Here is an 11,888-nt window from a genome sequence, read left to right as displayed (position 1 = left end):
GGCTCAGGGGCGCGCCGCCCCGGGCTGGGTCCCGGGAATGCGCTGGGTGAAGAACAACGCCGTCAGGGCGGCCAGAGCCAGGATCGCGAGGGCCGCCCGCAGGCCGTCGATCCGCGCGGTGGCGTTCGCGTCGAGTGCCGCCTGGGCCACCTCCGATTCCACGCCGGCCTCGTCGAGGGCGGTGGTGAGCTGGGCGTCCGACAGGAAGGGGGCACCGCCCGCGAGTCGGACGTTCGCCTGGCTCGTGACCTCGGCCGGCACCGCCGGGTTCTGCTCGATGGTGGTGAGGAACGACGAGGTCAGCATGGTGATGAGGATCGAGCCGGCGACCGCGGTGCCGATCGACGCCCCGAGGTTCGTGACGGTGTTCTGGATTCCGCCGACGTCGGCGCTCTGCTCGTCCGGGACGGCCGAGACGGTGACCGCCCCGAGCTGGGAGGCCAGTGCGCCCATCCCCAGCCCGATCAGCAGCATGGGGACGGTGACCACGGCCGCGCCGGATTCCACGTCCAGGGTGACCAGCAGGACGAGGGCGCCGACGAGCATCAGGAGGACCCCGGTCCGCACCACGCGCCGCGGTGAGGCGTTCGGGCGGAAGCGGGGGACCCCGATCGCGGCGGCCAGCAGGGAGACGGAGAGGGGCAGGATCAGGACGCCCGTCTTGATGGCGGACAGGCCCAGCGCGACGGACAGGTACAGCGGGACGACGAAGAACACGCCCATCTGTACGAGGTACTGGAAGAAGAACATCGTCAGGCCGCCGGTGAGCTGCCGGTTGCCCAGCAGCTCCGGGTCCACGAGCGGTTCGGCACCCCGTCGGACGAGGTGTGTCTCCCAGCGGAAGAAGAGCCAGATGAGAAGCAGCCCGCCCAGGATCAGCCAGACGACGGGTGAGAGGGCGAACCAGGACGGTCCGCCGGCCTTGGGCCGGAACCAGCCCCATTCGCTCGTGCGCAGCACGCCGAAGACGAACAGTCCGATGCCCAGGGCGGACAGGACCGCGCCCAGGAAGTCGATGCGCGGCTTGTGGTCGGGGGGCGCGTCCGCAGCCCGGCGGGCGAGCACCAGGATGACGAGCACGACCACGACCTCGCCGGCGAACACCCAGCGCCAGGAGAAGAACGTGGTCGCCACGCCGCCGATGAGCGGCCCGACTCCGATGGCGATCGCCGCCGCCGCCGCGACCAGGCCGTAGGCGGCCGGCCGCCGCGCCACGGGGAAGTTCGAGGCGACCAGCGCCACGATCGCCGGCAGGATCAGCGCCGCCCCCACGCCTTCCAGGAAGGACCAGCCGAGCAACAGGACCGTCAGGTTGGGGGCGATGGCCGTGGTGAACGATCCGCACCCGTAGACGACACAACCGATCATGAACGCCCGTCTGCGGCCGATGAGCGCGCCGACCTTGCCCCCGCCGATCATGAGCATCGCCATGACCAGCGTGTAGGCCGTGATCGCACCCTGCATGCCGGTCACGGTGGTGCCGATGTCCTCGGCCACCGTCGCGATCGAGACGTTCATGACCGAGCTGTCGAGGGCCATCAGGAACTGCCCGGCCGCCAGTGTCAGCAGGACGAGCCTCGCGTCTTTCGCGTTCCCGGCCTCGGGTGCCTTGGCTGTCATGACCGGAGCCTCCCACGGTCACCGCGAGCCACGCGTCGCCTCGCCGAGCAGGTCAGCCGACTGGCACAGAGGCGGGGCGCTCAAGGCGCCCGCCGGTGTTCACGCCGATTCCGCCGCCAGCCGGCCCGAGGTGACCGCGTCCAGCAGGGCCTGGTGGTCGCGCTCGTTGCGGTCCGCGTAGGTCTCCGCGAACCGCACCAGCGCCTGGTCGAACACGTCCGCGCTGCCCAGATAGGCGGCGATGGCGATCCGGTCGCCGGACCGGGCGTGCGCCCGGGCCAGGGTGGAGGCGCACACGTCGCCGAGCGTCTGCATGCCCCGCGGCACCAGGAACTCCGATTCGATGCTCCCCTTCCAGTCCCGCAACTGCCGTACGTAGAAGTCCCGCTCGCGGCCGTCGATGCCCGTCGTCCGGTGCCAGCCGAGGAAGATGTCGCTGGCCGCCTGCATCAGGCGCTGCCCGGCCACCACCCGTTCGCCCTGCATGGAGTGCTCGCCGGCGCCGACGTACGGGGCGAGGACCGACTCTCCGGCCTCCTTGGCCTGGAGGATCAACGGGTCGTCGTCGTCCCTGCCCAGGAGCAGGATGATCCAGCACCGGGTGCCCACGCTGCCGACGCCCACCACCTTGCGGGCCACGTCGACGACGGTGAACCGGCGCAGCAGGTGGCGCCGGTCCGAGGGGAGGGTCTGGCCGTACTGCTCGACCATGTCGCGGATCTGCTCCTCCAGCTCGTCGCGCTGGTTGTCCGGCAGCAGCTCCGTGAGCGGCGTGACCAGGGGCGGTACCGACCTGAACCGGCGCTCCCCGGCCACCACCTCGGTGAGCTTGCCGGCGGCCTGCAGGCTGTCGCGCCCGCGCGCCTTGTCCAATGCCTCGGCCAGCCGCTTGCGGCCGCGCGAGCGCAGTTCGGCCTCACCCAGCGTCCGGAGCTGTTCCGCGTCGACCCTCGCGTACCAGACGTCGAGGTGGCGCATGGCGGCGTAGCGGCGCATCTGCTCGCGGTAGGACTTGCCCGCGGACTGGACGATCACGGCGCGCTCGCGCTCGCTGAAGCCGTTCTCCCGCCCGGCGACGGCCAGGCTCACGGCCAGCCGTTTGACGTCCCACTCCCACGGTCCCGGCAGCGTCTCGTCGAAGTCGTTGACGTCGAACAGCAGGTTCCGCTCGGGGGTGCCGAGGAGTCCGAAGTTCAACATGTGGGCATCGCCGCACAGTTGGACCCGCAGACCCGAGTCCGCGGTGTGGGACAGGTCGTCGGCCATGACGGCGGCGGCGCCCCGGTAGAAGCGGAACGGGGATTCCGACATCCGCCCGTAGCGGATCGGCACCAGCTCCGTCACCCGGCCGGCCGACTGCCCTTCGAGCAGTTCCACCGGATCCTTCCGGTGCGCGGAGGGCTCGAATTCCCCGTTCCCGGAGCGGGGCGCCCGGCGCCGGGCGGCGCGGCCGCGGGCGACCCGCTCCGCGACGGACAGCCGCTGCACGCCGCTCTCCTCTTGTGCTGCACGCTTTGCCATCGCTGTGGACCTCCAGGCCGCACGGCCCCTGCTGCCCAGCATGGCACCCCTGGCACGGCGCTGCCGTACGACGCCGACGGGTGCCGCGGCACCCGCGCTCAGCCCCGCTCGGCCCGCTCCCGGCTCGGCGGCGGACTGCCCAGCCTCCGGGCGAGGTACGGCTCCTGCGCCAGTACGGCACCCATGGTGACACCGCCCGCGACGGCCACGCACAGCACGATCAGCCAGGACAGCAGGACGAAGACGGAGCCGGCCGAACCGTACTCGCTCAGCGCCCGGTCGAGGGCGCGCGGCATGTAGAAGCCGGCGGTGACCGACAGGGCGGTCATCGCGCCGGCCGTGATCAGGGCGCCCGGCAGCAGCGGCATCCAACCGACGAGGCGGCCCAGCAGGATGTGCTGGGTCCACCACCACACCCCCGCCTGGAAGACGAAGGTCAGCGGGACGCCCAGCCAGAGCCCGACGCCGAACCCGCTGCGCACCGGTTCCTGCACGACCAGCAGGCAGATCCAGACGGCGATCCACGCGAGCCAGCGCCAGACCGCGATGCGCGCCCCGGCACGCGGAATCTCCCACGCGCGCTTGCACAGCCGCTGCATGGCGCGGCTCACGGCGGTCGCGGACAACAACACCATCAGGGAGCCCACCACGCCCACGGCGTTCTGGAGCTCCGTGTCCGTGCTGCGGAAGATGGCGGACAGCTGATCGCTCGCTTCGCCGTTGAGCCCGAACACCGCACGGATCGATGCGGCCATCTGCTGCCGCACGCGCTGCGGGGCGACCGAGGCGACGACGAAGACCAGGGGGACGGCGGTCAGGAAGCACTGCGCGGCGAGCCGGGTGGCGGAGTCGAAGATGTTCACCGACACCATGCGCTCGGCGACGTGGGTGATCACCGGGAACCGGGCCTCGGCCCGGCGCTGGAGCCGCCTGGCCTTGGCCGCCGTCCGCCGCGAGCGCGATCGCCACCACTCGGAGCGCAGGACGGCGTGCTTGCTCCCGCCGGAGGCCATCAGCACACCGGGGCGGGAGCGGGCGCGGGGGGAGACGGACGGCTCGTCGCCGGCGCCGGGGCCGGGGGGCACGTCGTCGTCATCGCGGTCTCCTTCATGTGCGTCCAGGTTGCGGGACGCGGCCGGGAGCGGCATCTCGAACGCCTCCGGCCGGGCGCCCCGCGCCCGTCGACCGAACGGACGCGAAAAGGTGTCGGGCTCCGGACCCGTGCGTACTGTCGTGGATCGTCACACGATTGGGGCGCCATGGTCGTCGACCTCCTGCTCATCGCGCTGGCCATCACGGTCGACCCGCTGCCCATCATGGCGTTCGCGCTCGTGGTGTCGTCCGCCAGGGGCGTGTGGAAGGGCCTCGTCTTCATCCTGGCCTGGCTCGCCTGCCTGGTCGTGGTGATCGCGGCCGTACTCGCGCTGACGGACGGGCAGCCACCGCCGCCGCGCTCCCCGCCCGGCATCGCGGGGCTGACGCTCAAACTGGCCATCGGAATCGGACTGGTGTTCTACGGACTCCACCGCCGCCGCCTCATGAAGGCGGGCACGGCCCCGACCGGCTCCGCCACCCCGCTCGGCCCGGACGTGCAAGCCGGATCCTCCGACGGCGCGGCCTCCCGCCGGGACTCGGGCTCGCTCTGGACGGCCGCGGGGCTGGCCGTGCTCGTCCAGCCGTGGGGCCTGGTCGCGGCGGGCGCGACGACCGTGCTCGAAGCGAACACCTCGCGCACGTCCACCTTCGCGGCCCTGTTCGGCTTCTGTTTCCTCGCGACCGCCAGCCTGCTGGCCGCCGAGCTCTACATCGTGTTCGCACCCGAGGTCGCGCACGACCGGTTGATGCGCCTGCGCAGCTGGCTGGAGGGCCACCAGCAGCAGGCGATCGTGGTCATCTGCCTGGTGATCGGCCTGTGGCTGACCGGCAAGAGCATCTACCAACTGACCGGCTGAGCAGACGGCCGGCCCTGCGTCCGCTCCCTCGGCGCACGGCCTTCAGACATGCGAAGGTGCGTGGGCGGTGCTGGAATGGCCTTGGTGACGTCTGCTCCTGCCCACCGGTGCCGGAGCCCGGAGCCCGCGGCCGAGCGGCCGGTGCGACGTCCCCCTCCCCCAGCCCGACAGGAGCAGCCATGAGCGAGGCCGAGGAATCCCGCGGAACCGGCGGCATCGAGGACATGGGCCCCGTGGACTACGTCGTGATCGAGTTCCAGGGCAATCGGATGACGGGCAAGGGCCTCCCCATGCTCGTGGATCTCGTCGACCGCGGCATCATCCGCATCTTCGACCTGGTCTTCGTCCGCAAGGACCTCGACGGCTCGGTGACCGCGGTGGAATTGAGCGACTTCGGCGACGAGGTCGACCTGACGGTCTTCGAAGGAGCCTCGTCCGGCCTGCTGGACCAGAGCGACATCGACGACGCCGGCGTCGCTCTGGAACCCGGCAACTCGGCGGGGATCATCGTGTACGAGAACCTGTGGGCGGCGCCCTTCGCCCGCGAACTGCGGCGCGGAGGCGCCCAGCTCGTGGCGGCCGGCCGCATTCCCGTCCAGGCCCTGCTCGCGTCGCTGGACGCCATGGAGGCCCCGCCCTCCGACGGGTGAGACGGCCGCAGACCTGCTTCACCGCACCCCTGGAGATGAGCATCATGCCCGGACTTCTTCGCGGAGTCGCCCGTACGGCCGTCGTCGCCGGCACCGCAACCGCCGTGTCCAACCGGGTGTCCCGGCGGCAGGCGGGCCGGTGGGCCCAGCAAGAGGCGCCGCAGGCCGAGGCCGCGCCGCCGCCCCCTCCCCCGCCTCCGCCCCCGGCCGCGGCCCCTGCCGCCGACGACATGAGCACCAAGATCGACCAGCTCAAGCAGCTCAGCACCCTCAAGGAGCAGGGAGTGCTGACCGAGGAGGAGTTCGCCGAGCAGAAGCGCCGGCTCCTCGGCTGACGGAGGACCCTGTACCGGATTCACCGGTGAGGGACGGGGGACGGGAAGGAACGGCCCCATGACGCAGCCGACGCAGCCGAGTCCGAATACGGGTCCGGGTCCGGGTCCGCAGCCACCGTCGCGGCCCGCGGAGGCCCAGAAGATCGGCGAGCTGCTCCGGACCCCCGGATACCGCAAGACGCTGGTGTTCTGCGGGCTCATGGGCATCCCGGTCTCGCTCGCCGCGTTCTGGTTCCTCGCCGGGCTCCAGAAACTGGAGAGCCTCGTCTGGGTGGACCTCCCGCATGCCCTCGGCCACGACACTCCGCCGTGGTGGTGGCCCTTGCCGCTGCTGCTCCTGTCGGGCATCTGCGTCGGGCAGATCGTCACCCGCTTCCCCGGGGCGGGCGGGCACATCCCCGCCGCCGGCCTGCAGCCGGGCGGCACCGGAGCGGCGGCCCTGCCCGGCGTGGTCCTGGCAGCCGTGTTCAGCCTCCCGCTCGGCGCCACGCTCGGCCCCGAGGCCCCGCTCATCGCGCTGGGCGGCGGGCTCGCGATCGCCCTGCGGCACCTCACGGGCACACCGGAGACGCCGACGAGCACCATGCTGCTGGGCGTGGCCGGAGCCGCCGCGGCGATCGCCACCATCTTCGGCAATCCGCTGATCGCCGCGGTGCTGATCATGGAGATCGTGGGCGTGGGCGGCCCCCAGCTGTTCGCCGTCATGCTGCCCGCCCTGCTGTCGAGCGGCATCGGCTCGCTCGTGTTCACCGGTTTCGGCCGCTGGACCGGGCTGAAGACCGGCGACCTGTCACTGAAGGGGTCGGGGATGCACTTCCCCCGTCTGGACGTCGGTGACGTGGTCTGGTCGATCCTCCTCGCCATGGTCTTGGCCGTCGGCGTGTACCTGGTCTTCCGCGGCGGGCGGATGGTCGCCGCCCGGGTCGCCGAACGGCCCCTGACCGTCACGGCTCTCTGCGCGCTCGCCGCCGGCGTCTGCGCCGCCGCCTACACCCTGGGCACCGGCCGCTCCCCCGCGGAGGTGGCCTCCTCGGGCCAGGCCACGATGGCCGAGCTGGCCGGCGACCCGCACGCCTGGGGCGTGGGCGCGCTGATCGCCGTCCTCCTCTGCAAGGGCGCCGCCTTCTCGCTGTGCCTGGGCAGCCTGCGCGGCGGCCCCATCTTCCCCTCGCTGTTCCTCGGCGCGGCGGCGGGCGTCCTGTGCGCGCCGCTGCCCGGCCTGGGCATCGGCGCCGCGCTGGCGGCCGGGATGGCCGCCGCCGCGGTGAGCGCGATGCGGCTGCCGGTCAGCAGCGTGGTGCTCGTGGTCCTCGTACTGGGCAGCACCGAGATGATCCCGATGGCGATCCTCGCCGCCGTCGTGGCGTTCGTGACCGTCGAGCTGCTGCCGCCGAGCCCGCCGGTCCCGCCCGTCGGCCCCCTGCCCCACCCCGCGGCGCCGGCCCCCTAGGGGGTGTCGTCAAAGTAGCTTCGTCCGCCCGTGAGGGCGGGGCCGGCGGGGTCTGGTGCGTGTGATCGCAAGGCGGAGGAGAGAGGCGACGCTCGCGTCGTCGACCGACGACAACGCCGCGAGCGCGCGTGCCAGACCCCGCCGGCCAGAAGGGACTTTGACGACACCCCCTGGCCTGGGGCGGGGGCTCATCCGAGGCCGGGCACCGCGGATACCCCCAGGTCGATGAGCTTGATGCCGACGAACGGCAGGACGAGGCCGCCCAGCCCGTACACGGCGAGGTTGCGGCGCAGCAACTCGTGTGCGGACGCCGGCCGGTAGCGGACCCCGCGCAGCGCGAGCGGGATCAGCGCCACGATGATCAGCGCGTTGAAGATGGTCGCGGAGGTGATCGCGGAGGTCGGGCTCTGCAGGCCCATGACGTTCAGCGCCCCGAGTCCGGGGTAGGCCGACGCGAACATGGCGGGGATGATCGCGAAGTACTTCGCGACGTCATTGGTGATCGAGAAGGTGGTCAGAGCACCGCGTGTGATGAGGAGCTGCTTGCCCACCTCCACGATCTCGATGAGCTTGGTGGGGTTGGAGTCCAGGTCCACCATGTTCCCGGCCTCCTTGGCGGCCGAGGTGCCCGTGTTCATCGCCACGCCGACATCGGCCTGGGCGAGGGCCGGGGCGTCGTTGGTGCCGTCGCCGGTCATCGCGACCAGCTTGCCGCCCGCCTGCTCCCGCTTGATGAGGGCCATCTTGTCCTCGGGCGTCGCCTCGGCCAGGTACTCGTACCGCCCGTGACCCCGGAGCGGTCGCCGCCCGACTCGCGCAGCACGGGCGCCGATTCGCCGGTGACGGCCGACTCGTCGACCATGGCGGCGCCGTCCACGACGTCCCCGTCGGCCGGGACCGTCTCGCCCGCCTCGACCAGGACGAAGTCGAAGGGCTGGAGTTCGGCCGGGGTGACGGCTTCGGTCGGCGCGTGGCGCAGGTTCGTCCCGTACGTCCAGTGCAGCAGCCGCAGCGCCACGGTGTCCGTACGCGCCTTGCGCAGCGACGCGGCCTGGGCGCGGCCGCGGCCTTCGGCGACGGCTTCGGCGAGGTTGGCGAAGAGCACGGTCAGCCAGAGCCAGATGCTGATGACCCAGGTGAAGACCGACGGGTGCAGCAGAGCCGAGAGCGTGGTGAGCACGGAGCCGACGCGACGACGAACAGCACGGGTTTGCGGACGAGTTCGCGCGGGTGGAGCTTGCGGACCGCCTCGCGCGCGGAGGCGGCGAGCTGTTCGGACTCCAGCACGCCCGCGGGGCCGGGGCGTTGGTGTCTGCGGGCGCGTCGGGTCACCGGGTTCCACGCCCGTCGTTGCCGAGGGCCGCGAGGTCGCCGTCGCCGTCGCCGTCGCCGATGTTGTCGCCGATACGGAACCGCAGTCTGCAGATCACCGCATCCGTGTCGCGGCGCACCGCGTGCGCCACGACCGAGCCGCGCTGGTTCTGCAGGAGCCGCTGCCACAGGTGCGCGGGCTCGGTCTCCGGGATCAGTACGGTGACCTGCGAGTCCGGGTCGGCCGCGGCGAGTTCGCGTACGTAGCCGGAGACGGGACGGCCCAGCGCCCGGGTGGGCGAGGCGACTTCGACGAGGTCGACGCCCGGGTTCCACAGCTCCCAGTCGCGGCGCAGGGCCTCGGCCGCGCGCCGGTCCTCCGGTGCGGGGTGGGTGACGGTGACGGCGAGCACCTCGTCGCCCAGCGAGCGGGCGGCGGTCAGCGCCTGCCGGGTCAGCTTCGAGAGCCCCGAGACCGGTACGACGACCAGCGAGCGGGACCTCGTCGGGGGCTGCGGTATCCGGCCGAGCTCCAGGCGCTCCCCGATCCGCGCGTAGGTGCGGTGGATCTTCTCGAAGCCGAGGACCAGCAGCGGGAGGGCGAGGACGACGATCCAGGCGCCCTCGGTGAACTTGGTGGCGGTCACGACGGCGGCCGCGACACCGGTGAGGACCGCGCCGAAGCCGTTCAGGGCCGCCTTGTTGCGCCAGCCCGCGGGGCGTTCCCCGTACCAGTGCCGGACCATTGCGACCTGGCAGATCGTGAAGCCGACGAACACGCCGATCGCGAAGAGCGGGACGAGGGTGTTGGTGTCGCCGCCGGAGAGGACCAGCAGGGCCGCGGAGACGGCGGCCAGCGCCAGTACCCCGTGGCGGTGGACCTGGCGGTCGGCCTTGAGCGAGAAGAGGTGGGGCAGGTGGTTGTCGCGGGCCAGCAGGCTCATCAGGACGGGCAGGCCGCCGAAGGAGGTGTTGGCGGCGAGCGCGAGCAGCACCATCGTGGCGAACTGGACCACGTAGAAGGCGATGTCGTGCCCGAAGGAGGCGTCCGCGAGCTGCGCGAGGACGGTCACGCCCTCGACGGGCTGGAGGTGGAAGCGGCCGATGAGCACCGACAGGCCGATCAGCATCACGCCGAGCAGGGCCCCGAGCGCCACCTCGGTGCGCTGCGCGCGGCGTGCGGCCGGGGCGCGGAAGGACGGTACGGCGTTGGCCACGGCCTCGACGCCCGTCAGGGCGGAGCAGCCGGCCGCGAAGGCCTTGAGCAGGAGCAGCGCGCCCACCGTGGTCGCGCCCCCACCGAGCGCGGAGGCGTGCCCGTCGGCGGATGCCGTGCTGACGGGCCCGTCCCGGAACAGCCCGACGGCGATCATGGCGAGGATCGAGCCGACGAACACCGCGGTCGGCGCCAGGAAGGCCTTCGCCGAGTCGACCACGCCGCGCAGGTTCACGGCCGTGACCAGCACCAGGATGCCCAGGCACATCCAGACCCGCTGCCCGTACAGCTCCGGGAACGCCGAGGTCAGCGCCGCGACTCCGGCCGTGACCGACACGGCGACGTTCAGCACGTAGTCCAGGACCAGCGAGGCCGCGGCCACCAGGCTCGTACGCCGGCCCAGGTGCCGCTTGGCCACGGCGTACGAGCCGCCGCCGTCCGGGAACGCCGCGATCACCTGCCGGTACGAGGCCACCAGCACCGCCAGCAGCACGGCGATCGCGACGGTGACCGGGAGCGTGAACCCCATCCCGTACGCGCCGGCCGCCGCGAGCACCAGGACGATCGACTCCGGCCCGTAGGCGACGGAGGCCATGGCATCGAGCGAAAGCGCGGCGAGCCCCTGCAGCGCGGTGAGCTTGTGCCGGTCTCCCGCCCCGGTGTCGGGGGGCTCCTCGGCGCCGGGGACGGTCCTCGTCGCCGTGTCGGTCTCGCCTGTGTGCATGGCCATGTTGCCGGTCCCTCCGATTGAGCAAAGACGAGGGACAGCGTCCGGGCCGGAATGCGGCCTCGCCAGCCGTATTGGCGACTTCCATACGTCCGCCGCCCGACTCTTCACGCCGTCCTGACGACGGCGGGCGCGGCGCCCGACGGGGTCCGGTCCGAGGAACCCCGCCGCGGTTCCGTCGCGGCCGACGGGGGCACCGGCCCGCGACGTGCAGACTGCGGATATGGCAACGCTGAACGGCTCCCCCGCCTCCCCCGCGGCCCTCCAGGCCCTCGCACTGACCAATTACGGGCATTTCACCACCATGCGGGTGGAGGACGGCGGGGTGCGGGGGCTGGCCCTGCACCTCGCCCGGCTGGTCGCGGACTGCCGTGAGGTGTTCGGGGCGGAGCTGGACGCCGAGTGGGTCCGGGAATGCGTACGGAGGGAAGCGGGCGGGCGGCCGGGGTCGCTCATGGTGCGGGTCACGGTCTTCGACCCCGAGCTGGAGCTGACGGCCCCCGACCGCACGGGGCGGCCGGGGGTGCTGGTGACGACCCGGCCCGCCGCCGGCGACCCCGGCCGGCCGCTGCCCGCGCTGCGCGTGCAGCGGCTCCCGTTCCGGCGCGACGCGCCCTCGGTGAAGCACGTGGCGCTGTTCGGGCAGTTGCGGCTGCGGCGGGCGGCCCGGCTCGCCGGCTTCGACGACGTGCTGTTCACCGGGCCGGACGGGCTGGTCTCCGAGGGCTGCACGTGGAACGCCGGCTTCGTGGACGGGGCCGGGACCGTGGTCTGGCCGGAGGCCGAGGTCCTTGCGGGGACGACGATGCGGCTGCTGCGGACCGCCGGGTCCGGCCATGTCACGGCCCCGGTGACGGACGCCCGGCTGCGCTCGATGCGGGCCGCGTTCGCGACGAGCACGGGATTCGGCGTACGGGCGCTGGCGGCGGTCGACGACATCGCCTTCCGCACCGACGACCCGGTGATCGGGGCACTGCGGGAGTCCTACGCGGCCGTACCGCCGGACCGCCTCTAGGGGGTGTCCGCAAAGTCCCGCCTGCCCCGCGGCGCCCGGCACGCGCTCTCGGCGCACCGGGCGAAATCCCGAGTACGTCCAGTACACGGGC

9 protein-coding genes and 1 pseudogene are annotated in these 11,888 nt (G+C 72.7%); 5 read left to right on the top strand and 5 right to left on the bottom strand.

Going from position 1 to position 11,888, the window contains the following annotated elements; all coding sequences use genetic code 11:
- Positions 1 to 3: 3 nt before the first annotated feature.
- The 3 genes from ACFYZS_RS35095 to ACFYZS_RS35085 all read right to left on the bottom strand — a co-directional run bounded on the left by ACFYZS_RS35095 (position 4) and on the right by ACFYZS_RS35085 (position 4,289).
- On the bottom strand, positions 4 to 1,620 hold the full coding sequence (locus ACFYZS_RS35095) for an MFS transporter (RefSeq protein ID WP_389021884.1): 1,617 nt from the start codon (positions 1,618 to 1,620) through the stop codon (positions 4 to 6).
- Positions 1,621 to 1,719: 99 nt separating this feature from the next.
- On the bottom strand, positions 1,720 to 3,141 hold the full coding sequence (locus ACFYZS_RS35090; protein ID WP_389021881.1) for a DUF2252 domain-containing protein: 1,422 nt from the start codon (positions 3,139 to 3,141) through the stop codon (positions 1,720 to 1,722).
- Between the two features lie 98 nt (positions 3,142 to 3,239).
- Complete coding sequence (locus ACFYZS_RS35085; protein ID WP_389021878.1) at positions 3,240 to 4,289, bottom strand: YhjD/YihY/BrkB family envelope integrity protein; 1,050 nt, start codon at positions 4,287 to 4,289, stop codon at positions 3,240 to 3,242.
- Positions 4,290 to 4,400: 111 nt separating this feature from the next.
- Here ACFYZS_RS35085 and ACFYZS_RS35080 point away from each other — a divergent pair, with 111 nt between their 5' ends.
- The 4 genes from ACFYZS_RS35080 (at position 4,401) to ACFYZS_RS35065 (ending at position 7,528) form a co-directional block, all read left to right on the top strand.
- Positions 4,401 to 5,093 carry a GAP family protein gene (locus tag ACFYZS_RS35080; RefSeq protein ID WP_389021876.1) on the top strand — a complete coding sequence of 231 codons (693 nt, stop codon included), beginning with the start codon at positions 4,401 to 4,403 and terminating at the stop codon, positions 5,091 to 5,093.
- A gap of 179 nt (positions 5,094 to 5,272) precedes the next feature.
- Positions 5,273 to 5,743 (top strand): DUF6325 family protein, encoded by a 471-nt coding sequence (locus ACFYZS_RS35075; RefSeq protein ID WP_389021873.1) that lies wholly within the window; start codon positions 5,273 to 5,275, stop codon positions 5,741 to 5,743.
- Positions 5,744 to 5,787: 44 nt separating this feature from the next.
- Positions 5,788 to 6,078: an SHOCT domain-containing protein gene (locus tag ACFYZS_RS35070; RefSeq protein WP_389021870.1), complete on the top strand. Its 291-nt coding sequence runs from the start codon at positions 5,788 to 5,790 to the stop codon at positions 6,076 to 6,078.
- A gap of 58 nt (positions 6,079 to 6,136) precedes the next feature.
- Positions 6,137 to 7,528, top strand: coding sequence for a chloride channel protein (locus ACFYZS_RS35065; protein ID WP_389021867.1), 1,392 nt, complete (start codon positions 6,137 to 6,139; stop codon positions 7,526 to 7,528).
- 188 nt (positions 7,529 to 7,716) lie between these two features.
- On the opposite strand, the pseudogene ACFYZS_RS35060 reads toward ACFYZS_RS35065, so the two are convergent.
- Positions 7,717 to 8,815 (bottom strand): annotated as a pseudogene (locus ACFYZS_RS35060) (HAD-IC family P-type ATPase).
- A gap of 41 nt (positions 8,816 to 8,856) precedes the next feature.
- Positions 8,857 to 10,785, bottom strand: a complete 1,929-nt coding sequence (locus tag ACFYZS_RS35055; RefSeq protein WP_389021864.1) for an APC family permease — start codon at positions 10,783 to 10,785, stop codon at positions 8,857 to 8,859.
- 220 nt (positions 10,786 to 11,005) lie between these two features.
- Between ACFYZS_RS35055 and ACFYZS_RS35050 the strand changes: the two genes are divergently transcribed.
- The gene (locus ACFYZS_RS35050) at positions 11,006 to 11,797 is read left to right on the top strand and encodes an aminotransferase class IV (RefSeq protein WP_389021862.1); all 792 of its coding nucleotides are present in this window, start codon (positions 11,006 to 11,008) and stop codon (positions 11,795 to 11,797) included.
- The last annotated feature ends 91 nt before the right edge of the window (positions 11,798 to 11,888 follow it).

The sequence above is a fragment of the Streptomyces sp. NPDC001903 genome, from assembly GCF_042891345.1.
GTDB lineage: Bacteria > Actinomycetota > Actinomycetes > Streptomycetales > Streptomycetaceae > Streptomyces.
This window is presented reverse-complemented; position numbering and strand designations above follow the sequence as displayed.

Bases quoted from the DNA above. Each gene is read 5' to 3' on its own strand.
- ACFYZS_RS35095 (WP_389021884.1), bottom strand. From the start codon at position 1,620: ATGACAGCCAAGGCACCCGAGGCCGGGAACGCGAAAGACGCGAGGCTC.
- ACFYZS_RS35090 (WP_389021881.1), bottom strand. From the start codon at position 3,141: ATGGCAAAGCGTGCAGCACAAGAGGAGAGCGGCGTGCAGCGGCTGTCC.
- ACFYZS_RS35085 (WP_389021878.1), bottom strand. From the start codon at position 4,289: ATGCCGCTCCCGGCCGCGTCCCGCAACCTGGACGCACATGAAGGAGAC.
- ACFYZS_RS35080 (WP_389021876.1), top strand. From the start codon at position 4,401: ATGGTCGTCGACCTCCTGCTCATCGCGCTGGCCATCACGGTCGACCCG.
- ACFYZS_RS35075 (WP_389021873.1), top strand. From the start codon at position 5,273: ATGAGCGAGGCCGAGGAATCCCGCGGAACCGGCGGCATCGAGGACATG.
- ACFYZS_RS35070 (WP_389021870.1), top strand. From the start codon at position 5,788: ATGCCCGGACTTCTTCGCGGAGTCGCCCGTACGGCCGTCGTCGCCGGC.
- ACFYZS_RS35065 (WP_389021867.1), top strand. From the start codon at position 6,137: ATGACGCAGCCGACGCAGCCGAGTCCGAATACGGGTCCGGGTCCGGGT.
- ACFYZS_RS35055 (WP_389021864.1), bottom strand. From the start codon at position 10,785: ATGGCCATGCACACAGGCGAGACCGACACGGCGACGAGGACCGTCCCC.
- ACFYZS_RS35050 (WP_389021862.1), top strand. From the start codon at position 11,006: ATGGCAACGCTGAACGGCTCCCCCGCCTCCCCCGCGGCCCTCCAGGCC.